Genomic DNA, 21,182 nt, shown 5'->3' on the forward strand with positions numbered 1-21,182 from the left:
CCTTTCTACTTATTCCAACACCGCAGCAGGGGCAAATGTTTCACCAAAGGTAAAAAAAGCCGGGCGGCGGGATGCTGTTCCCGCCGCCCGGCTGGCCGTTATAGGAAGGTCTGGTTTTCGTTCCGAGAGGTAAAGCTCTGCCGCAGCATCTCCACGTGGGAGAGGAAGGCGGGGTCGTCAAAATACTTGGCCCCGGTGGGGCACAGGCGGATGCACCGCTGGCACTTGATGCAGGTGCCGGGGGTCTCCGCCACATTTTCCGGGTTGATGGCCCCCATGGGGCAGGACTGGGCGCAGGCGCCGCAGTTGGTGCATTTGGCAGGGTCGGTCTGGGGCTTGGCCTTCAGGAATTTGGCCGGGGCCCCGTCCACCCCCTTGGGGACGTAGTAGGGAGCGTCGCTGTCGCCGGGGACGGCGGGGGAGGGGGGAATCTGCTGGGCCTGGGTCACTTTGTCGGCCACCTGCCGGGCGAAGGCCCGCATCTCCTCCTGATCCGCCTGGCTGGGGCGGCCGGGGGCCAGGTCGTCGGTAAAGGCGTGCCGCCCCACGAAGGCTCCGGCGGCCACGGGATGGAAGCCGTTCTGGGTGAGGACGGCCCGCAGCTCCGCCAGGGAGTTGTCAAAGCTGCGGTTGCCGAAGGTTACCACCGGCACCGCCAGGGCCCCGTTGCCCGCGGTCTGCTCCTGGACATAGGGCAGCAGCTTGTTGGGCAGCTTTCCGGCGTAGGTGGGCATGGCGAACACCACCACGTCTCCCGGCTGGAAGGACAGCGGCCCGGTGCGGGCGGCGGGCAGGGTGAAGTCCAGGGCCTTCCAGGGGCAGCCCAGAGCCTGGGCCAGCGCCCCGCCGATCACCTCCGCCGTCTGCCTGGTGTTTCCGGTGGCGCTCCAATAGACGGACCATACCTGTGTGGGTACCACAAAGCATCACTCCATTTCATGCCGCGCTGCGGACAAAGTTGAGACATGGGCCCGGAACCTCCGCCGGACCCGAGGATTGTCCTCATTATAGTATAGGGCGGCGGCGGGGTCAAGGCGGGGACTACCGGGCTTCCTTTTTCCAGTCGGGGTTGGTTTCGGTGCTGGAGGCGGTGGCCCGCTCCAGCTGGTAGACCACCTCGCTGTAGTAGCGGGTGGGGACCTCCCCCAGGGTGAAGATGTGCTCCTCCTTGGGCTCGTCATAGCAGTAGCTGCCCCGCTGCACGGTACCCGCCCGGTAAAATACCGCGTCGTATACCGTCACGGTGGAGTTCTCGTCTCCCACGTAGGCGCCGGAGAAGTTCAGCTCCACCCCCATGCCCAGGGCGGGGTCCTCCCGGTAGAAGGTGTAAAACCCGCCGGCGTCCTGCACGCTGCCCCGGTACCAGCCCAGGCCCTGCAGCTTGCCGGAGAGGGACAGGCCGTTGAGCATTTTTCCGCCGAACCGCTCCAGACTGCGGCAGGACTCCAGGACGGGCTCCAGGCGAAAGACCGGGCGGTCCAGCTGCTGGATGCTCTGGGTGATCTCATAGTCCTCCAGCTGCTGCTTCCAGCCCTCCAGGGTCTCCTGGTCCAGCTCCACCGGATGGGCCAGGCCGATGCGGGCGCCCTCGGGCAGCTGGTACTCCTCCTCATCCACGGTGTTGAAGGAGCCGTCCTCCATGTAGCGGAAGGTGGTCTGGAGTTGGCCGTCCTCATAGATGCCCCAGATCAGGCTCATGGCAAACTGGTGCATAATGGGGTTGTGGACAAACAGAGCCTGCCAGCTGTCGCCCGTCCAGCACCGCAGCGCCGAGAGGGCGGCCTCCAGCCGGGCCTTCTGGGAGGTGACGGTGGTGCGGATCTGCTTTTTCATGGTCTTGAAGTCGTTGTAGGCGGCGGTGGCCTTGGCCTCGTCGTCGGTCTTGCCGGGGGCGGGCAGATTTTTGACCGTCTTGCCACTGTCGTTGGTGATCTCCAGCTCCAGGGTGGGGGTCAGGCGCACCGTAAAGCTGCGGGGGCCGTAGTCAAAGGTGCGCTTGCCGTCGGCGGAGAAGCCCAGGGTGGGCACGATCCGGTCAGCCAGCTCCTCGGTGGTGATGCCCAGTTCCTGGGCGGCGTTGTCCAGGGCGGCCCCGGCGGCGGCCTTCACCTGGCGGAACTTGAACTTGCGGGAGATGGCGTCCACAATCAGCAGGGCGGCGGGGTCGTCGCTGAGGGCCAGGGCGGTCACCGCGTCGCAGGCGATGGCTCCCCGGGCGTTCTGGGGCCACTCGTTGATGGCGTGGTTCAGCTTGGGGGTCATGGCCGGGCCGCCGTATACCGCCGCGAAGGGGAGCACCCATTTGGTCTTGCTCTGGGCCCCGGCGGCCAGCCAGAGCTCGTATACCTCGTTGGCCAGGGCGGCCAGGTCTTTCTGGTCGATCCCCTGGGCCAGCTGGGCGGCGGTCTCGCTGCGGCCGATCCGGCCCAGCTCGCAGCAGGCCACCATCAAGGCGTCCCGGCGGTCCTGGCTGACCTCGCCCCCCTCTGTCAGGTGGAGGGTGGGCAGGGGATGGTCCAGCAGCCACTGGAGCTTCCGCTTTTTTCCGCCCTTCAGCACCCGGGCGGCCAGCTCGTCGAGGCTGGCGGGAGCCTCTTCACCGGCGGGCTGGGCCTCCTGACCAAGGGCGACCCGGATGGCGTCGGCCACCTTGGCGCTCTTTTCCACCGCCAGAGCCTCCTCCAGCTGCGGCCGGAGGGCGTCTCCCAGCTTGGCCGCCACCTCCGCGGCCATCAGCCGCTGGGCGGCCTTTTTGCTCTTGAGCAGGTCGGCGTAGTCGCCGGCCCAGTCCGGGTGGGAGGCCAGAATGGTCAGCAGCAGCCTCTGGACCTGCTTGGAGGACTCCCCGGTGCAGGCCAGAAGCTCCGCCTTGGCCAGGGCGCCCTCCTCGCCGGGCAGGGCGGTCAGGTCGTCCAGGGCGGAGAGGGCCACAAACCGGCCGTACAGGCAGGCGTCCTGGGCGGCGGTGCACAGCCTGGGCAGATAGGCCGGCTTGTTTACCACCTTATAGACGGCGTTGCGGACCAGGACCTTGTGCCGCTCCTGGTAGTAGGAGTCGTGGATTGCGCTAAATATGTCCAACAGCGTGAGGAAGGGCAGGTCCAGTTCCAACAGCGCCTCCGCCAGCCCGGACATGTCCGACTCGCCGTGAACGAGTTCGGTTATCCCGCTGCCCTGAAACACCCGCCACAGAGCCAGGACACAGCGGCAGGTAAATTCGTCCCAGACCGTGCTGTTCCGGTATTCCCGCAGCCATCTCGCTCCCTGGTGGGGATAGACATAGCGGTTGGAGGAGGTGGGGGCCAGCTGGACCAGGCTGTCCGCCAGACTGCCTGTGTCGGTAAGGTAGGCCTCCAGTTCTCTCTTTCCGGTGGCGGTGTGCCGGACCAGATCGTCGATGATCCGGCGCTTCAAATCCTCTTTTTTATTGGGAAATAGCGAAAACCTCATACGTTGCCTCCTCTGTTATCGGTGTGCCTTCCAGTCGGGGTCGGTTTCGAAGCTGTAGGCGGTGGCCCGCTCCAGCTGGTAGACCACCTCGCTATAGTAGCGGGCGGGGACCTCCCCCAGGGCGAAGCTGTGTTCCTCTTCGTCATCGCCGCAGCAGTCGTCCTGCTCGGTGGTATCCAGCCGGTAAAATACCGCGTCATATACCGTGACGGTGTTATAGCGGTCGTCTCCCACCATACCGCCGGAGAAGTTCAGCTCCACCCCCAGGCCCAGGGTGGGGTCCTCCCGGTAAAAGGTGTCGTAGTACCCGCCGTCCACGCTGCCCCGGTACCAGCCCAGGCTTTTCAATTTGCTCAAAAGGGTCAGATTGTTGAGCCTTTTTCCGCCAAAGCGCTCCAGGCTGTGGTTTTGCTCCGTACCAGGCTCCGGGCAAAAGACCGGGCGGTCCAGCTGCTGGATACTCTGGGTGATCTCGTAGTCCTTCAGCTGCTGTTTCCAGCCCTCCAGGGTCTCCTGGTCCAGCTCCACCGGATGGGCCAGGCCGATGCGGGCGCCCTCAGGCAGCTGGTACTCCTCCTCATCCACGGTGTTGAGGGAGCCGTCCTCCATGTAGCGGAAGGTGGTCTGGAGCCGGCCCTCCTGATACACGCCCCAGATCAGGCTCATGGCGAACTGGTGCATGATGGGGTTGTGGACAAACAGGGCCCGCCAGCTGTCGCCCGTCCAGCAGCGCAGCACCGAGAATGCCTCCTCCAGCCGGGCCTTCTGGGCGGCGGCGGTGGTGCGGATCTGCTTCTTCATGGCCTTGAAGTCGCTGTGGGCGGCGGTGGCCTTGGCCGGGTCGTCGGTCTTGCCGGGGACGGGCAGGGTTTTGAAGGTCTTGCCGCTGTCGCTGGTGATCTCCAGCTCCAGGGTGGGGGTCAGCCGCACGGTAAAGCTGCGGGGGCCGTAGTCAAAGACCCGCTTGCCGTCGGCGGAGAAGCCCAGGGTGGGCACCATCCGGTCGGCCAGCTCCTCCAGGGTGATGCCCAGCTCCTGAGCGGCGTTCTCCAGGGCGGCGGCCGCCGCGGCCTTCACCTGGCGGAACTTGAACTTGCGGGCGATACCGTCCACCGCCAGCAGGGCGGTGGGATCGCCGCTGAGGGCCAGGGCGGTCACCGCGTCGCAGGCGATGGCCCCCCGGGCGTTCTGAGGCCATTCGTCGATGGCGTGGGTCAGCTTGGGGATCATGGCCGGGCCGCCGTATACCGCCGCGAAGGGGAGCACCCACTTGGTCTTGTTTTGGGCTCCGGCGGCCATCCAGCGCTCATATACCTCATAGGCCAGGGCGGCCAGGTCTTTCTGGTCGATCCCCTGGGCCAGCTGGGCGGCGGTCTCGCTGCGGCCGATCCGGCCCAGCTCGCAGTAGGACATCAGCAGGGCGTCCCGGCGGTCCTCACTTGCCGTGCCGCCCGCTGTCAGGTGGAGGGTGGGCAGAGGGTGGTCCAGCAGCCACTGGAGCTTCCGCCTTTTTCCGCCCTTCAGGATCCGGTCGGCCAGCTCGTCCAGGTTGGCGGGAGCCTCTTCACCAGCGGGCGCGGCCCCCTGATTCAGGGCGGCCCGGATGGCGTCGGCCACCTTGGCGCTCTTTTCCACCGCCAGGGCCGCCTCAAGCTCCGGACGGAGGGTATTTCCCAGCCTGGCCGCCACCTCCGCCGCCAGCAGCCGCTGGGCGGTTTTCTTGCCCTTGAGCAGGGCGGCGTAGTCGCCGGCCCAGTCGGGGTGCCCCGCCAGAAGGGTCACCAGCAGATCATGGATCTGCTTGGAGGAATCGCCCGCGCAGGCCAGAATCCCCGCCTTGGCCTGCTCCCCCGCCTGGCCGGGCAGGGCGGTGAAGCCGTCCAGAATGGAGAGGGCGATCTGCCGGCCAAAGGACCGGGACTCCAGGGCCGCGGTACACAGCTCCTTCAGATAACGGGGGCGGTTTACTGCCTGATAGGCGGCGTTCTGGACGCCCTGGCAGTCGGGGTGGGGATAAAAGCTGTCGTACAGCCCCGCCAGCACGTCCAGCACGGTGGGTAAGGGAAGATCCGTCTCCAGCAGGGCCTGCGTAATGCCGGAAAAGTCCAGGCCCTCGTATACCATCTTGTACATCCACCGGCCGCGGAACCCCAGGGCCATGGCCGCGGCGCAGCGGCAGAGGAATGCGTCCCAGCCGAAGTGCTGGCGGTAGACGGCCATCTGCTCCGCGGCGTAGATGGGGTAGACATAGCGGGCCACGGTGACGGGGGCCAGCTGGGCGGCGCTGTCTTTGAGGCTTCCGGTGTCGGTGAGATAGGCCTGCAGCTCAGCCGCTCCCGTGTAAGCCTCCCGCACCAAGTCGTGAATGATCTGGTTTTTCAGCTCCTCTTTCATGGGTAACCTCCCTCTGTTTCGCAATCAAATGCCTGCCAGCGCAGGGTGATGGACTCCTCCTGCAGCTTCTCCCGGCACAGCTCCAGGTAGCGGGCGGTGCGGCAGAGGAGCGCCGCCAGAGGCAGGTCGTCCTTTTCCATGGTGTGGGCCCGGGCGGCCAGAGCCTCCTCCGCCTGGGTCAGCAGGGAGGCGCCGGTGTGGAGGCCCAGCTCCTCGCATCGGGCGGCCAGGGCGTGGAGCCGGGGCGCGGCGGCCGGGCCGCCGGTGTCCAGCCCGGATTGCAGCAGCTCGGTGAGGGCCAGCTGGACCTCCTGTATCAGTTCTGTCATGGCGTCTCCTCCCAGTGGGTGAATGCTTCGATGGGGGAGAGCTTGAGCCTGTCCCCCTCCCGGTAGAGGATACCGAAAAATACCGGGCGGAGGAAGGGACGGCCCTGGAGCTGTTGGACCAGCGCCTCCATCCGCTCCATCAGCTTGGTGGCCTCCTGCTTGTAGCTCACCTCCAGCCAGATGTCCCGGCCCGCCCCGTCCAGCAGCCGCAGGGAGAACACCTGGCGCACCTGGTCGTATTCCTGCGCTTCACAACGGCTGGGCTGGAGAACGGCCAGCCGCTCCGCCTCCGGGGCGTGGGGGATGCTCCGCTCCGCCAGCAGACGGGAGAAGTCGGTGTAGACCTCCTCCCAGGGAAAGGCCTGGCCCGGCTCCCGGTGGCCCAGCAGCACCCCGCTGCACTGCTCGGTGGAGGACAGGCCGCCGGAGCGGGTGGCCTTGGCCCCCGTCAGCTCCAGGGCGCAGCCCTTGGCCTGCCGCAGGGTGCAGGGCAGCCCCCAGGGGGCGGCGTCCCCTCTCCGGCGGGCCGCCCCCTCGTAAAAGGTGGGGCGGAGGTCGGAGAAGGTGTAAAACCGGCGGGCCGACCCCTCCCAGAAATAATAGATGGTACCCGCATAGCCGCTCCGCCCGGAAAAGGCCCGCAGGCCCAGAAGGTACAGCTCCAGCCGCCCCACCGGCAGATAGTCCTCCCGAAAGACGCCGGCCAGCCGGGCGGCGGTCTTTTCGTCGGCGGTCTCCAGGGCCTGGGCCAGCCGGAACGCCCTGGAGAGCCGGGCCAGCAGGGCGTCGTCCCGGTAGGCGGCCGAGCGGGCGAAATAGGCGACGTACTCCTCGTGGAGGGACCGGAGGGCCCGCTCCAGCTCAGGCAGCCGGGCCGTGTGGCACAGGGCCGCCATCCGCTCCGTGGTCTCCTGCACGGAGGGGGAGAGCCGGCTCAGGCCGGTGACCATGTGGGCGGTCAGGGTCTCCTGCACCGCCCGGCATACCCCCCGCAGCCGCTCCAGATCCAGCGCCTCCTCCGGCGGGGCGGCGGCATCCAGGGCCTCCGGGGTGGTCAGTCCCTGGGCCAGCTGCCAGTAGAGCAGGGCCTCCGCCTTGTGGAGGCAGAAGGTCTTGCTGTGGCAGGTACAGGTGCTGTGCTCCAGAGGTTCCAGAAGGCGCACCGTGGCGGGCAGCCAGGGCATCTCCGCCGTGACCACCGAGGTCTCCTCCAGAACAGGCCCGGTCCCGCTCCTGTGGCGGAACAGAATAGCGGACAGCCGCTTGGTCCCCAGCTGTTTGGCCAGCTTTTCGGTGGGGTAGGCCCGCAGCTGGGCAAAGTCCGGCTTTTGGGGCGGCTCCGCCTCCGCGGGGGCTTCCTCCGCCGGGGCGGCCAGCTGTCCCTGCAGCCACAGCATGGCGGTGATCCGGTGGCGGCAGATGCCGCTGCTGGGGCAGGAGCAGCGGCTCTCCCCCAGGGGGGCTTTGATGAGGCAGAGGGCGTCCCCCACCCGGATCTCCACGCCGTCCTCTGTTTCCTGAACCTCCGGGCTGTCCAGGGCCGCCAGGTCTTTTTTCGCCCGGTTTACCGTGCCCTTGTTGCACAGCCCGATCAGATAGTTTTCATCGGCCGCGGCCAGCGCGGCGGCCAATGGCTCCGGCAGATGCACGCACCGTCGCCCCCTTTCACTCCCGCATCACATTTGCCATGAAATCCGCCAGTTTGGCCGGGGTCATGGCCCCCACATGGGCCCCCAGCCCGGCCAGGGCCTGGGCGGTGGCCCGGTCGTAGGCGGGGGCGGCGTTCTCGTCCAGGGCGGTCAGGGCGATGAGCTTGGCCCCGCTCTCCAGAATGTCGTGGCAGACGCCGAAGAGGTTGTGCCGGCTGTTGCCCTCGCACAGGTCGCTGACCAGCACCACCATGGTGCGGTGGGGGGCGGTGATCAGGCTCTCGCAGTAGCGCAGGGCCCCGGCGATGTCGGTGCCGCCCCCCAGCTGAATGCTCATCAGGGCCTCCACCGGGTCGTCCACATAGCCGCTCAGGTCCACCACGGCGGTGTCGAAGATCACCAGGCGGGTGTCCAGCATGGGCAGCTTGGCAAAGATGCCCGCCATCACCGCGCTGTGGATCACGCTGGACAGCATGGACCCGCTCTCGTCCACCGCCAGGATGACCCGCCAGGGGTTGTACCGCTTGATCCGGCCGTTGAAGTACACCTGCTCCAGCATCAGCCGGCGGCTCTCCCGGTCGTAGTGGGCCAGATTTTTCCGGATGGTGCGCTGTATGTCCAGGTTGCGCAGGGAGCGCACGCTGCTCCGGCTGGTGCGGTCCAGCTTGCCCAGGGCCGAGCGGCGCACGTCGTTCTGCATCTTCTCCATCAGCTGGGCCACCACCCGGGCCACCACCCGGCGGGCGGCGTCCAGCACGGGGCCCTTCATCATGTGCTTCAGGCTCAGGACGGTCTCCAGCAGGGCCTGGTTGGGCTCCATCTTCTCCAGAATCTCCCGGTCGGTGAGCAGCTCGGTGAGCTGGTAGCGGTCCAGGGCGTGCCGCTGGAGGACCTCCGCCGTCTCCTGGGGAAAGAGCACCCGTACCTCATTGAGCCACTGGGCCACCGTCAGCTGGCTGGCCTCGTGTCCCCCCTGGGGGTCCCGCTCCCGCACGTCCTGGCCTGCCTCCCGTCCGTAGAGAAACTCCAGCGCCCGGTCCATGCGCATCAGCCGGCCGTCATTCAGGCTGAGCTGCTGCCCGGCGTTTTCGCCCAGGATCAGCCGCCAGCGGTTTAAAGCGGCGCCATCGGTCAGCATCAGCCCTCATCTCCTTCCTCGCCAAATGCGTCCAGCCGGGCGGCGGCCCAGGCGTCCACCTGCTCCGCCCGGGCGTATGCGGCGGCGTCCACACCCGCCCGGTGCAGGTTGATGGTTCTGGCTCCGTGGAGCTCCGCCGCCAGCCGGGCGATGCGGTCGGTCTCCATGGGCACGAAATAGCTGAAGGCCAGCCGCAGCTCGGGCAGCAGGGCGGTAAAATCCGCCTCGTCCAGGGACACCAGCAGCGCGTCGATGTGTCCCAGGAAATCCCGGTCCACCAGCAGCAGGTCCCTGGCGGTGCAGAACAGCCCCTGCAGGAAGGCGGCCGACCGGAGCATCATGTTCCGGGTGCCCCGCAGGTAGCCCTGTATGGCCCGGTCGATGGATGTTTTCCATGCCGGGTCGCTGCCGTAGAGCAGCCCCAGCACCGCCCCGTGGAGGGCGGGGTGGATGGGGTCCCGTCTCACCAGACGCCCGAAGGCCTCCGTCAGCGGCCGCCGCAGGGCGGAAAAGGCTGCCCGGCCGGTGACCTGGTAGAGCAGGATGCAGGCCTGCTGCACCCCCAGCACCCCATGGTCGTCCACCGTGTTCATGCCGGGCAGCAGCTGCAGCACCCGGGTAAAGCAGCGGCGCAGCAGGGCGGGGTAGTCGTAGCTGCCCTGCTCGCCGTACTGGGTCTGCCACTCCTCCAGGGTGCTGAGGCAGGCGCAGGCCTGGCACAGGGAGGTGAAGTCGCCGTCGGCCAGCAGCAGCCGGTCCATGGCCTCGCCCAGCTCGTCGGCCACGTCCCCTATGCCCAACAGAAAGCCATCCAGCAGCAGCTGGGCCCCCTGCTGGGCTTTGGCCGCTACGGCCATCTTCTGCCGCAGCTCGGTGGCGCAGGCCTCCTCCATGGTGGCCCCGGATACCGCATGCTCGATGAGAGCCACGTCCACTGCGGTCGTCCAGCGGTAGGTCCAGCTCTCCCGGATCAGGTTCCGGTCCCGGCCGTGCAGCAGGTCCGGACCTTTGGTCCGCCGGGCAAAGCCGCACTCCAGAAAGACGGTCTGGTGGAAAAACCGGCTGGCGGCCCGGTGCTTGCTCTGGGAGAAAATGGACAGGGTAATCTCCTGGGCGGAGGCGGCGTTGCGCAGCAGCCGGAAGCTGGCGCATTTTTTGTCAAAGTCGGTGGCCAGCGGGGGAATCAGCGCCCCGTCGCACAGCTGGCCCACGGCCTGCCCGGTGGTCAGCTCTCCCAGCACCCGCAGGGGCCCCACCCCGGATAGGCTGGCCTCCCCCTTGACAAAGCTGCTCAGAACCGCGTCCCGCAGCTCGTAGAGGCCGGGCTCCGGCTTCTCCCGCAGCTGGGCCAGCAGCTGAGCCTGCTGGAAGGCGCAGGTCTCGTCAAAGGCGGAGATGGTGTCCCCGTCCCGCCGCAGCCTGCGGCCAGTCCGGACCAGGTAGTCCAGCACCACGTCGCTCCAGGCCCGCTCAGGCTGGTCGCCGTGGAGGGCCTGCCACACCTGGGCGTAGAAGCCGGGGGCGGGCATACCGCTGGCGTAGCCGGAGAGGGCGTCGGCCGCCGGCATGGTGTACCGCATGGGGTAGACCGGCTGGGCTCCGGCGGGCAGGGTCCGGTCCGGAAGGTGGCTGGGGTCGGGGTGGAGCAGGCCCCAGATGTGAAAGCCGCCCGCCACCACCAGCACCCGCCGGTACTGCCCGGCGGCCTCCTGGATCCGGCGGGCCATGTGGGCCTCCCGGGCCAGGCAGCCGTCCTCCCGCAGCTCCACCTCCGGGGTGTTCTGCCTTGACAGAAGGCAGTAGGTATTCATCTGCCGGACAAAGGCCTCGTCGCTGAGACTCAGGCCCGCCGTCTCAAAGTATTTCTCCCAGAATTCCTCAAAGCTCCGCAGGCCCGCCTTTTCGCACAGCCGCTGCTGGAACCGGTTGGAGGCCAGATAGCGGTCGCTGGCGTAGTTCTGCTTTTCCGCCTCGGTGCGCAGGCCCCGGGCGGCCTGGGTGGCCAGCAGGATCTCGGCGTAGCCCAGGTCGATGAACCGGCCGGGGATGCCCCGCTCCGCCGCCGCCCGCAGGGCCACCAGCTCGGGGGAGTGGTCCAGAAAGGGGTAGTAGCAGCAGAACTGCTCCGGCTCCCCGTCGCCTTCGGACAGCAGCCGCCCCTCGTCCCGGTAGGCGTAGTAGAGGGCCACCGGGGCCCGGGTGTCCGGGTGAGTGAGCACCGGGAGCAGGTCGTTGGCGTTTTCCGGCCCCTCCACCAGGATACACTGGGGATCGTAGCGGGCGATCACCTGCTCCAGGTGGCGGGCGCAGACGGGGCTGTGGTGGCGCACCGGGTAGTAGAGCACCGGCGCATCCAGGGAAAAGAGAATTACTTCAGCTGTCCTCTCGCCTGATAGTAGCGCGTCCATGCCCCGCCCTCCCGTCGTGCTTTCTCCCGTACCACGGTGGAAAAATAGCTGGCCAGCTTGTCCATGTCCTCCTGGGACTCCTTGGCCACCGCGCCCACCAGATTTTCCACCAGGCACCCCTCGTCCATGCGGCCGTCGCCGTAGTACCAGGCGGTCATCATGGTCTGGTAGTAGACCGAGATGGCCTCGGCGGTGCTCATGACCGCGGCGGGCTTTTCCAGCCGCTGCCCCTCGGCGGAGACCCCCTCCCGCAGCTCGTGGTAGGTGGTGGCCAGCAGCTCGGCGGCCTCCTGGTCCAGGGGCTGGGTGATCCCGGCGGCGTCGGCCAGGGCCCCCACCTCGTTGAGGATGATATGCTTCTCCAGGGCCACGTCCCGCACGGGCTGGACGGTCTCAAAGTTGAACCGGCGCTTGAGGGCGCTGGACATCTCGTTGACCCCCTTGTCCCGGGTGTTGGCGGTGCCGATGACGTTGAAGCCGGGCCGGGCGAAGAGCAGTCCCTCGTCCCCCAGCTCGGGGATGTTCAGCACCTTGTCGCTGAGCACGCTGATGAGGCTGTCCTGCACCTCGGCAGGGGTGCGGGTGAGCTCCTCGAACCGGGTCAGAATCCCCTTCTCCATGCCCACGTAGAGGGGGGAAGGGACCAGGGCTTGACGGCTGGGGCCGTTGGCCAGCAGCAGGGCGTAGTTCCAGGAGTACTTGATCATGTCCTCGGTGGTGCCGGCGGTGCCCTGGACCGTGTTGGTGCTGCAGCCGCTGATGGCGGCGGACAGCAGCTCGGACAGCATGGTCTTGGCGGTGCCCGGCTCGCCCACCAGCATCAGTCCCCGGTTGCCCGCCAGGGTGATGATGCACCGCTCCACCAGCGCGTCGTTGCCCAGATATTTTTTGCGGATGGTGACGGTCTGTCCGCCGCAGCGGACCGGCGTGCGGGAGCCCAGAATGAACAGCCGCACCGCCTTGGGGGAGAGCAGCCAGTTCTGGGGCTTACGGTTTTCCTGGTCCCAGAGCCGCAGCGCCTCCAGCTCCTCCTGGTAGCGCTGTTCCGCCTGGGGTCGAAGGACGGCGTTTTCCATGGTGTATCACCTCGTTGAAGGGTATTAGTCTGATTTAGATTTATTGTACGTCACATTGAAAAAAATGACAAGCCAGTGGACAAAATCCATGGTCAAAAAGGCGGCTTTGGGCGAAAGCGCCGCTTTGGACACGAATTTGGAATGTGGAATACCCAAAAATTGAAAGCCCTGCCCCGTTATGCTATAATGTCCGCAAGCCTGTCGAAACGGTTTTCCCTGTGCAAGGGCTAATTTGATTTGGATGAGGAATGTCTGATATGGCAATCATCGGGATTGATTTGGGTACCACCAACAGCCTGGCGGCGGTGTGGAAGGATGGCGCGTGCCAGCTGATTCCAAATGCCTCCGGCGCGTTTTTGACCCCCAGCGCGGTCAGTGTGGACGAGGACGGCTCCATTCTGGTGGGGCGGGCGGCGAAGGACCGGCTGATTTCCCACCCGGAGCGCACCGCGGCCCGGTTCAAGCGGTATATGGGGACCGACCGGGTGTTCCAGCTGGGGGAGCACCGCTTTACGCCGGAGGAGCTCTCCGCCCTGATCCTCCGCAGCCTGAAGGAGGATGCGGAGGCCTACCTGGGGGAGGCGGTGACCGAGGCGGTGATCAGCGTCCCCGCCTATTTTGCCGAGCCCCAGCGCTCGGCCACAAAGCGGGCGGGCCAGCTGGCCGGTCTGCGGGTGGAGCGGCTGGTCAACGAGCCCACCGCCGCCGCCATGTCCGCCCACATTGCCGAGGGGGAGCAGGACAAGGTCTGTCTGGTGTTTGACTTCGGGGGCGGGACTTTGGACGTGTCTCTGGTGGAGCGCTTTGAGTCGGTGGTCAGCGTCACCGCCGTAAGCGGCGACAACAACCTGGGGGGAACGGACTTTGATCTGATGATTGCCAAGGCCTTCTGCCGGGAGACCGGCATCGACTTTGGCGCCCTCTCCAGGCAGAAGCAGGAGCTGCTGGTCCAGCAGGCGGAGACCTGCAAAATGGCGCTGAGCGCCCAGGAGCCGGTGTTCATGGCGGTGGAAAACGAGGGGAGCACGGTGTCCCTGCCGCTGACCAATCAGTGGCTGATCCAGGCCTGCGGCCCGCTCTTCCAGCGGATGAAAAGCCCCATCCGGCAGGTGCTCTCCGACGCGGGCATGTCCATGGACGAGCTGGACGAGCTGGTCATGGTGGGGGGCTCCAGCCATATGCCGTCGGTGAAAAGCTACGTCTCCCGGCTGCTCAAGCGGGAGCCGGCCGCCAACAGCCGCCCGGACACCGCCATCGCCCTGGGCGCGGGGATCTGCGCGGGCATGAAGGCCAGAACGGCCGAGCTGAAGGAGTTTGTGCTGACCGACGTGTGCCCCTTCACGCTGGGGGTGGCCGTGGTGAACAGGGCCTATCCCAAGCAGCTGCTGATGTCCCCCATCATTGAGCGCAACTGCGTGCTCCCCTCCAGCAAGGAGGAGATCTACTACCCCGCCCACAAAGACCAGAAGGATGTCTGCATTCAGATCTATCAGGGGGAGAACATGTACTGTGCGGACAATGTGTTTCTGGGCTCCATCAATATGGAGGTGAAGCAGCAGAAGGCGGGGGCTTTTCTGGGCCGGGAGGCCGGGGATAAGACCGAAAAGCCGGTGCGGGTGCGCTTTACCTATGATATCAACGGGCTGCTGGAAGTGGAAGTGGTGAACGAGGCGGGAAAGCGGGCCAGCCTTGTGCTCAAGAACCGGGACATGACCGAGGCGGAGGCCCAGGCCCGGCTGAAGGAGCTGTCGGTGCTCAAGCTGCACCCCAGGGAGCTGGAGCGGCCCCGGGCGCTGATCGCCCGGGCGGAGCGGCTGTACGCGGCCACCACCGGCGGCCCGCGGCAGTACGTATTTCAGATGCTGAACTGGTACCAGTCCATTCTGGACCGCCAGGACCCCCTGCTGGCCGCCAAGGCGTCCGCCCGTATGGAGCAGGCCCTGGCCCAGGTGGAGGCGGCCACGGGAACCGGGGAGCTGTGGGACGTTGACTTTGACCCCTCTCTGGACGATATGGAGCATGAGGAGGACGAGACGCCATGAGCTGGCCTTGGAGCGAATTGGGCCTGTCCGGCCCGGCGGATCTGGCGGCGGTACGCCACGCCTATGCCGAGCGGCTGAAGACCACCCACCCGGAGGAGGATCCGGAGGGGTTTCAGCGCCTGAACGAGGCCTACCAGCAGGCCCGGCAGCTTGCCCGGAAGGGGGGCAGAGCCGCCTCTCAGGCCCCGGTATCCCGGCCTGTGTCACCGCCCCGCCCCGCCGAAAGGCCGGAGGAACCGGAGCAGGGACCGGAGCCGGAGGAACCGGAGGAGGTTCAGACCCAGGAGACGCCAGTCTATGGGACCGGCGAGGGGGAGCAGCCCGCCTGGAGAAAGCTGGACGATACCTTCGAGGGCGAGGCTTCCCGCCGGGCGGAGGCTCGGGAGCGGATGGCCCAGGCGCGCCGGTCGGCCTTCTTTCACCGGCATACGGCCACCACGCCGGAGGGGGTTCAGCAGCTGGAGCGGCACTGGGGCCGCATTGAGGCGGCTCAGATCATGGCGGAAGTGCTCTACGACAGCAACGCCTCTTTCCAGGAGTGGGTGGACTATCTGCACAGCTCGGTGTTTCTCATTGTGAAGGGCGACCCGGACTTTGTGGCCGGGTTTGAGGAATTTCTGCGCCAGGCCTCCCAGCTGCCCCAGCAGGTGAAGCAGGAGATGGTCCGGGCGTTCTCCGGGCTGGACGCCGGGCAGATTCCCCAGGTGTGGCACGGCATCTATGAGATTCTCACCGGCCGCGCCCCCCAGGCCCCCGGCCCGGCAAAGCGCACCCAAACCAAGCCCTTCTGGAAAAAGCCCGCGTTCCGGATCGTTGCGGGCATTTTCCTGTGTTTGATTCTGGTCCCCCTTGGGGTGAGCGCCATCGCCTATCTGGTCACCATGCCGGGCAGGCAGGCCCGGGCCGCCATGTGCCGGTATCTGGAGGAGGACCTGGGGCGGAAGGTGGAGTCCCTGGAGAATATGAACTCCAGCTATGTCAATATGTACCGGCTGTGGGATGACCCCGGCGTGGTCTTTACGGTGGAGCCCGACGGCGAGCGGGATCTGGCCGCGGGCCGGCTGGGCTATACCACGAACTACAGCAATGTGATGCTCACCAAGGCCCTGGAGGACTTTGAGGAGGAATGGGGCTGGGAGCTGTACCCCATGGACTGGGACGACGACAATGGAGCATGGGGCTATCATTATGGGGACTCCCCCGAGGCCTACCGGCTGGAGGTGCCCATGTGGGGCGACGATGACGCCGTGGCGGCGCTGGGCGAGCTCATGTCCGGGCTGCAGGGGGAGAACTGGTATCAGCTTATACCGCCGGAATATGAACTCTATCTGGTCTACCGGTCCCTTGACAGTCTGATCTGGTACCAGTATACGTCGGAGGAGCCCTTTGACGGTCCGGGACTGCTGGAGTACTACCAGAACGAGGCGGGACCGGAGGCCTGCGCCTACCTGGTGGAAAACAGCGGCCTGGCGGCGGCGGACTTCGGAGAGGCCGCCTACCGGCTGGAGCCGAGGGGAACGGTATGGACAACGGAGCTGCACGACAGAACGTATCCGCTCTTCTGTGTGGACGGGGTGCTGGCGGACACCGGGGAGACGGTCCGGAAATATTTCCTGGACACCCGTGAGCTCTATAGCATCCCGGCGGAGGCGTATCATGGGGATATGAGTATCATTGATCTGGGTGGGGATATTTTTGACACCTCCTGGGAGAACGTCCCCTATCAGCTGACAATCTGGCGGGAATAAAGGGAGAGAAGCGTGATATCATGCTGTTAAAGCTGCATAAACTGATAAAATGGGTGGGTCTCATCGTCTGTGTTCTGGTGAGCCTGCTGGCCGGGGGATGGGTCACAGGGGGGCCGGTCTGGTCTGTGCTCTCCAACGCCATGGGCATGGACGAAACCGTGGCGGTGGGCAGCCAGGCCCAGGCCGATACCCCCCAGGCCCACTCCATTCAGGACATGGAGAATCTCAAGCGTTTTATGGTGCGCCAGCTCCAAAGAGGGGAGCACAATGACGACGGGATCTATTTGACGGATCAGTACTATTGGTTCATCACCCTGGACAGCGGGGAGGTGGTCGCGCTGTACTATGATCCAGACATGGATACCGACTTCTATGACAGCACCCAGGATATCTGGTATTCTCCCGTGGGCACGTGGCGGCCCTGGGAGCTGACCGAGCAGGAGCGGGCCATTCTGGCCCGGGAGGCGCCGGAGCTGACCACCACGGCCTATTACGCGGATATGGCGGGTACCGGATGGACAAGGATGACCAGGGACAGCTTTGTTGGGCAGTTCTGGCTGCTGGGGTCCGCCGTGTTGATGGTGTGCCTGGCCGCCCTCTGGATGCTGTGCCTGAAGCTCAGGGCGGTGCTGGGAGAGAGCAACCAGCCGAAAAATGACCTGGAGCTGTGGCTGACCGGCACCTACGCTATCTGGGGACAGTATTATACCGACTTTGCCATGGGGCGGAAGTACGCGCTGACCCATCCCATCCACATCGGGGGCTGCCCCCGCATGCTGGGCGCCGCCAAGCTGATGAAGCAGACTCTGAAGGGTTCCTGGAACATTACGGACTATGGGGGAATTCTGGAGACAGTGGAGTACATGAGCAAGGGCCCCGGCCTGTGGAATTGCTCGGATCAGGGGGGACGGGCCTGGGAGCTGTGCCGGTCCATGCAGCTTTTGGGATGCGCCTATCTGGTGGGATGGTGCAATCGCAAGGAGCTGCTCCACCGCTCCCGGGAGGTGGGCCTCACCATGCAGCGGCACTTTCAGTCCTGGGAGGAGCTGTGCCAGGGCTTCCTGGACGGCTACTCCGCCTGGCGGCTGTCCTATGGCAGCACCGCCGAGAACCTGGCGGAGGTGCAGCAGCGGGCAGATATCTATTGGGAGCTCCGGGGCAGGAAGGACAGCCCCTATCGTTTGCCCTGGAACATGGACCTGGCGGCGGACGGGAGATAGGCGGAAAAACAGCGGGAGGGAACCGGCATGGCAGCCCCCGATTGACCAGGGCGGTGGCGGTGTTCCCGCAGGAGATGTTGGTCAGCTCGCAGAGGGCGGACTGCACCAGCTCGTCCACTTCGGACAGCTCCAGCCCTGTCATGGTCTCCAGCAGGTGAAGGGCCAGCTGCTTGGAAAAGGCAAAGACCGCCGCGCCCTTCCAATCGCCCACCATCTCTGGATCTTGACAAAAATATCCCCCTGGGGCTGGTAGAGGTCCGTTGTGTGCAGCCGGACCTGGGCCCGGTCCAGGCCTGCCATCGCCTCCAGCACATCCAGCGTGCTGTGGGAAAACAGGTCCGTGTACCGGTCGGAATCGTGTCCCGCCCCGGTGATCTTTTCGCCGGACACCAGCTTCTGGTCGGTATCCACCACATGGTAGATCAGCCAGGTCGTCACTGTGCCGGCCAGATCCTTCATGGTTTTCGCATCAAAGCCGTGCTCCATCAGCCGCGTTTACCAGGTCCTCGGTCATACGGAACAACTCCATATGCTGTTCGTCAATCCGCTCCACACCGAGCCGGTAGCTGTCTTTCCACATCATAAGCTGCCCAGCCTTCTTTCCTCAAAGATATCGCACCATTTTACCACGCCTGAACGGGAAAACAAGCGATGATCTGTCCGGGCGGCGTCCTGAAAAAATGGTCGAAGCAGAGGAAAATCTTTGCAACATGTTGTCCCTCAGCCGTGGCCTTCCAACATATACATCATGAGAGAAAAAGAAGGAAGCCGCATGAAGGAGAGGGGCTTCCCGGCCGGCGGCGCACAGAGGCCGCGGCAGCCTGTATAGAAGCGAGACGATGGAGATGGAAGCCAAAAAAATGGAGACTGTATTGGCCGGACCGGCCTGGGCGCCGCATATACTCCTGAACGGCGGCGCGGCGTCTGCTCCGGCGATGGACTGCCCCAGGGGTATCCTCAGCCGGGCTCTGACAGGGCTCAGGAAGTGGCTCGGCATGTCTTCCCACATAGCCCGGCTGACCTACGAGCGGGAGCAGCTGAAGCAGCAGAACAGGGCCTATCAGGCGGAGTTTTTCCGGATGCGCCAGTCGGAGCAGCAGGTGCGGGCCCTGCGCCACGACATGAAAAACCACCTGGCTGTTTTGGAGGGGTATGCCGCTCGGGGGCAGACCGAGGAGCTGGCGCAGTACCTGAAGCGTCTGGATCAGCAGCTGTCCTGTCCCGGCCTTGTCCACACGGGCAATCTGGAGCTGGACAGCATTCTGAACTATAAGCTGGGCTGGGCGAAGCGGGCCGGAGCCCGGATGAAGCTGGATGTGCGCCTTCCGGAGGGATTTACGGCGGACATGTTCGACCTGAACGTGATACTGGGCAACCTGTTGGACAATGCGGTGGAGGGTCTGGAAAGGAGCGAGGCCAAGGAGCTCTCCCTCTCCCTGGCGGCCGAGCGGGGGGTGCTGTTTCTGAAAATCGTCAACAGCTATGACGGCGTGCTGCTGCGGGCGGAGGGCCCAGAGGGCCAGGCCTACCGCTCCCGCAAGGCGGAGGCGGGCCACGGCCTGGGGCTTTCCATTGTCCGGCGCGCTGTGGACAAATACCACGGCGCGCTGTGCATCGACAGCGCCGGGACGATGTTCTCCGTGGAGGTCATGCTCTATCTGGAGGCGTGAGCAAACGGAAATCAGAGCTGAAAATCCGCTGGAATCCTGAGATTCCAGCGGATTTTTGCTTCATGCGTGGGTTACACATAACATTCTTCCAGTGTCTCCAGACACAGGCATCCCAGCTTTCCGCCATGGCCGCAGCCGCAGTCTATGGCGATCTGATTCCCATGGCGGAATATGGTGTCTGACGGAGGGTTTCCCATCTGATGGTGCAGCAGGCGGGTGGGGGTGTGGCCGTAGACCAGAAAGCGGTCGGGATAAAAGACCGCATCCGGCCTGGGCCGGCAAAAGAGAAAGTCCTCCAGCTCGTAGTCCTCCAGCGCCTTGTCCGGGGCAAAGTGGTCCAGCCCCCCATGAACCAGGACGAAGGTACGGCCTCCGGCTTTTACCTGGGCATAGAGGTCCATCTCCTGGAGATATGCCAGAAGCTCCTGCCGCTCCTCCTGAGACAGCCGGCTCAGTGCGCGGAGGGTGGGCTCCCCGCCGTTGCGCATCCAGTTCTGGTAGACAGCCAGCTGCTCCGTGCCCAGAGCGGCCAGCCGCGCTTCGGTGATCTCCTCCAGCAGCCACCGCAGACAGATGGCGGCCGTCAACTCATGGTTGCCCAGAATGGGCACCACATTGGGCCGGGCCATCATGTCCTGGAGGAGCCGGACCCCGTCCGGCCCCCGGTCAATCACGTCTCCCAGGACGTACAGGGTGTCCCGGCTTTGAAAGGACAGGTTCTCCAGCAGCGTCCGGTACTTGAAGTAGTCGCCGTGGAGGTCGGATATGCAGTAGACCATTGCGCCTCCTTTGCTTCATCCGGCAGGCGCCCAATGCGCCCGCGCCTTTCTCTGTTCCAGTGAAGAAGTTCCTGATATGATTATAGCATAGATTTTTTCCGGCGACAGCAAAGCCTGGGGCGCGGCCGGTGCCGGCGAAAGGTTAAAAAACGCTGTCAATATCTGTCCGTTTTCTCAGAAGTGTGTAAATATTAATAATAGGCAGGTCTATACAGCCGGAAGGAAGTGGATTTTGTGTCTGGAAAGCGAATGCGCCAAAAGGCGCCGGCGTCTCGAATATGGAAACTATTGTATCTGATTGCCGTCGTGTTATCCGCGATGATCATAATCGCCTATCTGGCGTGGAAGGCGCTGATCAAGCCGCCGCCCATGGCGGAGGTCCCTCCGCTGGAAACACAGGTCCAGGCCGGGGGAGACGCAGCGCACACAACGGCTCCGTCAAACACGCAGGGGGATTTTGCCCGCAGGCCCTTGTGCTATACCTTTCTCCTTGCCGCGTCAGACCAGGCAAGCGCCAATGCGGACACCATCATGGTGCTGACGTATGATGCGGAGGAACAGACGGCGGGGCTGGTCTCCATTCCGAGAGATACGCTGGTGGACCGCCGCTTTCCCAAGATCAACGCGGTTTACCACGATGGGATAGAGGCCCTGCGCGACGAGGTGTCCCAACTGCTGGGGATTCCCATTGATTATTATATCTGCGTGGACGTGGAAGGATTTGTCCAGGTGGTGGATGCGGTCGGCGGGATCGATTTTGACGTGCTCATCCACATGGCCTATGATGACCCGCTTCAAAATCTGCATATCCACTTTGAACCTGGGATGCAGCACATCAATGGGAAAGAGGCCCTGGCCATCTGCCGCCTGAGGAAAAATTCTGACGGCACTATGGCCTATCCCGACTCGGATATCGGAAGGACGCGTACGCAGCAGCAGATTTTGACCTCCATAGCGAAAAAGCTGCTTGAAAACCCGCAAAAGGTGCTGGAATACATTGAAATCTGGAATGAAAACGTGGTTACGAATTTGAAGGCGGAGCATACGGCGTGGTTTGTTTCGTCGCTCCTGGACTTTCCGCTGGACACCGGCCTTTCCTTTGAGACGCTGCCCGGTGATGGGACGGTCAAATATAACGGGATAGATTGGTGCTATGAGCTCTACCCGGAGGAAGTTCTGGAGATCGTGAATGAATTGCTGAACCCCTATACAGAGCCGCTGACCGAACAGGATCTGGACATTTTTCAGGTGAAATAGTATGGAAACATCCGGTTGCTTG

General features: G+C 64.9%; 15 protein-coding genes. 5 read left to right on the forward strand and 10 right to left on the reverse strand.

Annotation, left to right across the window (positions count from 1 at the left end):
- Positions 1 to 98: 98 nt before the first annotated feature.
- The 8 genes from B5F88_RS09755 to B5F88_RS09790 all read right to left on the reverse strand — a co-directional run bounded on the left by B5F88_RS09755 (position 99) and on the right by B5F88_RS09790 (position 12,444).
- Positions 99 to 920 carry an EFR1 family ferrodoxin gene (locus tag B5F88_RS09755; protein WP_087345084.1) on the reverse strand — a complete coding sequence of 274 codons (822 nt, stop codon included), beginning with the start codon at positions 918 to 920 and terminating at the stop codon, positions 99 to 101.
- Positions 921 to 1,041: 121 nt separating this feature from the next.
- Positions 1,042 to 3,450, reverse strand: coding sequence for a DUF4132 domain-containing protein (locus B5F88_RS09760; protein ID WP_087345087.1), 2,409 nt, complete (start codon positions 3,448 to 3,450; stop codon positions 1,042 to 1,044).
- Positions 3,451 to 3,465: 15 nt separating this feature from the next.
- Positions 3,466 to 5,844 (reverse strand): DUF4132 domain-containing protein, encoded by a 2,379-nt coding sequence (locus B5F88_RS09765; RefSeq protein WP_087345090.1) that lies wholly within the window; start codon positions 5,842 to 5,844, stop codon positions 3,466 to 3,468.
- Entirely contained in the window at positions 5,841 to 6,173 is a 333-nt protein-coding gene (locus B5F88_RS09770) for a hypothetical protein (protein WP_087345093.1), read from the reverse strand. The genes B5F88_RS09765 and B5F88_RS09770 overlap by 4 nt, the downstream gene beginning before the upstream one ends.
- A complete protein-coding gene (locus B5F88_RS21795; RefSeq protein ID WP_087345095.1) occupies positions 6,170 to 7,822 on the reverse strand; it encodes an SWIM zinc finger family protein in 1,653 nt (550 codons plus the stop codon). The genes B5F88_RS09770 and B5F88_RS21795 overlap by 4 nt, the downstream gene beginning before the upstream one ends.
- Positions 7,823 to 7,838: 16 nt before the next feature.
- Positions 7,839 to 8,960: a VWA domain-containing protein gene (locus B5F88_RS09780; RefSeq protein ID WP_087345097.1), complete on the reverse strand. Its 1,122-nt coding sequence runs from the start codon at positions 8,958 to 8,960 to the stop codon at positions 7,839 to 7,841.
- Positions 8,960 to 11,368 carry a DUF5682 family protein gene (locus tag B5F88_RS09785; RefSeq protein WP_140402083.1) on the reverse strand — a complete coding sequence of 803 codons (2,409 nt, stop codon included), beginning with the start codon at positions 11,366 to 11,368 and terminating at the stop codon, positions 8,960 to 8,962. Before B5F88_RS09785 ends, B5F88_RS09780 begins: the two co-directional genes overlap by 1 nt.
- Positions 11,329 to 12,444, reverse strand: a complete 1,116-nt coding sequence (locus B5F88_RS09790; protein WP_087345104.1) for an AAA family ATPase — start codon at positions 12,442 to 12,444, stop codon at positions 11,329 to 11,331. Before B5F88_RS09790 ends, B5F88_RS09785 begins: the two co-directional genes overlap by 40 nt.
- Before the next feature lie 257 nt (positions 12,445 to 12,701).
- Here B5F88_RS09790 and B5F88_RS09795 point away from each other — a divergent pair, with 257 nt between their 5' ends.
- The 3 genes from B5F88_RS09795 to B5F88_RS09805 are packed head-to-tail and all read left to right on the forward strand — an operon-like array spanning position 12,702 to position 17,454.
- A complete protein-coding gene (locus B5F88_RS09795) occupies positions 12,702 to 14,486 on the forward strand; it encodes a molecular chaperone HscC (RefSeq protein WP_162612154.1) in 1,785 nt (594 codons plus the stop codon).
- Positions 14,483 to 16,234: a J domain-containing protein gene (locus B5F88_RS09800; protein ID WP_140402084.1), complete on the forward strand. Its 1,752-nt coding sequence runs from the start codon at positions 14,483 to 14,485 to the stop codon at positions 16,232 to 16,234. The genes B5F88_RS09795 and B5F88_RS09800 overlap by 4 nt, the downstream gene beginning before the upstream one ends.
- 20 nt (positions 16,235 to 16,254) lie before the next feature.
- Positions 16,255 to 17,454, forward strand: a complete 1,200-nt coding sequence (locus B5F88_RS09805) for a DUF1266 domain-containing protein (protein WP_087345113.1) — start codon at positions 16,255 to 16,257, stop codon at positions 17,452 to 17,454.
- Between the two features lie 138 nt (positions 17,455 to 17,592).
- Here the strand turns inward: B5F88_RS09805 and B5F88_RS09815 are convergent, their stop codons facing one another.
- On the reverse strand, positions 17,593 to 17,913 hold the full coding sequence (locus tag B5F88_RS09815) for a hypothetical protein (RefSeq protein ID WP_087345116.1): 321 nt from the start codon (positions 17,911 to 17,913) through the stop codon (positions 17,593 to 17,595).
- A 536-nt stretch (positions 17,914 to 18,449) separates the two neighbouring features.
- On the opposite strand from B5F88_RS09815, the gene B5F88_RS09820 reads away from it, so the two are divergent.
- A complete protein-coding gene (locus B5F88_RS09820; RefSeq protein ID WP_162612156.1) occupies positions 18,450 to 19,124 on the forward strand; it encodes a GHKL domain-containing protein in 675 nt (224 codons plus the stop codon).
- 71 nt (positions 19,125 to 19,195) lie between these two features.
- Here the strand turns inward: B5F88_RS09820 and B5F88_RS09825 are convergent, their stop codons facing one another.
- On the reverse strand, positions 19,196 to 19,903 hold the full coding sequence (locus B5F88_RS09825) for a metallophosphoesterase (protein ID WP_087345124.1): 708 nt from the start codon (positions 19,901 to 19,903) through the stop codon (positions 19,196 to 19,198).
- 318 nt (positions 19,904 to 20,221) lie between these two features.
- Between B5F88_RS09825 and B5F88_RS09830 the strand changes: the two genes are divergently transcribed.
- Complete coding sequence (locus B5F88_RS09830; RefSeq protein WP_242959725.1) at positions 20,222 to 21,160, forward strand: LCP family protein; 939 nt, start codon at positions 20,222 to 20,224, stop codon at positions 21,158 to 21,160.
- The last annotated feature ends 22 nt before the right edge of the window (positions 21,161 to 21,182 follow it).

The organism is Flavonifractor sp. An306 (genome assembly GCF_002159455.1).
In the GTDB taxonomy this organism is placed as follows: domain Bacteria; phylum Bacillota; class Clostridia; order Oscillospirales; family Oscillospiraceae; genus Flavonifractor.

Excerpts from the sequence above, each read along its gene's own strand:
- B5F88_RS09760 (WP_087345087.1), bottom strand. The coding sequence starts at position 3,450 with ATGAGGTTTTCGCTATTTCCCAATAAAAAAGAGGATTTGAAGCGCCGG.
- B5F88_RS09765 (WP_087345090.1), bottom strand. The coding sequence starts at position 5,844 with ATGAAAGAGGAGCTGAAAAACCAGATCATTCACGACTTGGTGCGGGAG.
- B5F88_RS09770 (WP_087345093.1), bottom strand. The coding sequence starts at position 6,173 with ATGACAGAACTGATACAGGAGGTCCAGCTGGCCCTCACCGAGCTGCTG.
- B5F88_RS09780 (WP_087345097.1), bottom strand. The coding sequence starts at position 8,960 with ATGCTGACCGATGGCGCCGCTTTAAACCGCTGGCGGCTGATCCTGGGC.
- B5F88_RS09785 (WP_140402083.1), bottom strand. The coding sequence starts at position 11,368 with ATGGACGCGCTACTATCAGGCGAGAGGACAGCTGAAGTAATTCTCTTT.
- B5F88_RS09790 (WP_087345104.1), bottom strand. The coding sequence starts at position 12,444 with ATGGAAAACGCCGTCCTTCGACCCCAGGCGGAACAGCGCTACCAGGAG.
- B5F88_RS09795 (WP_162612154.1), top strand. The coding sequence starts at position 12,702 with ATGGCAATCATCGGGATTGATTTGGGTACCACCAACAGCCTGGCGGCG.
- B5F88_RS09800 (WP_140402084.1), top strand. The coding sequence starts at position 14,483 with ATGAGCTGGCCTTGGAGCGAATTGGGCCTGTCCGGCCCGGCGGATCTG.
- B5F88_RS09805 (WP_087345113.1), top strand. The coding sequence starts at position 16,255 with ATGCTGTTAAAGCTGCATAAACTGATAAAATGGGTGGGTCTCATCGTC.
- B5F88_RS09815 (WP_087345116.1), bottom strand. The coding sequence starts at position 17,913 with ATGAAGGATCTGGCCGGCACAGTGACGACCTGGCTGATCTACCATGTG.
- B5F88_RS09820 (WP_162612156.1), top strand. The coding sequence starts at position 18,450 with ATGTCTTCCCACATAGCCCGGCTGACCTACGAGCGGGAGCAGCTGAAG.
- B5F88_RS09825 (WP_087345124.1), bottom strand. The coding sequence starts at position 19,903 with ATGGTCTACTGCATATCCGACCTCCACGGCGACTACTTCAAGTACCGG.
- B5F88_RS09830 (WP_242959725.1), top strand. The coding sequence starts at position 20,222 with ATGATCATAATCGCCTATCTGGCGTGGAAGGCGCTGATCAAGCCGCCG.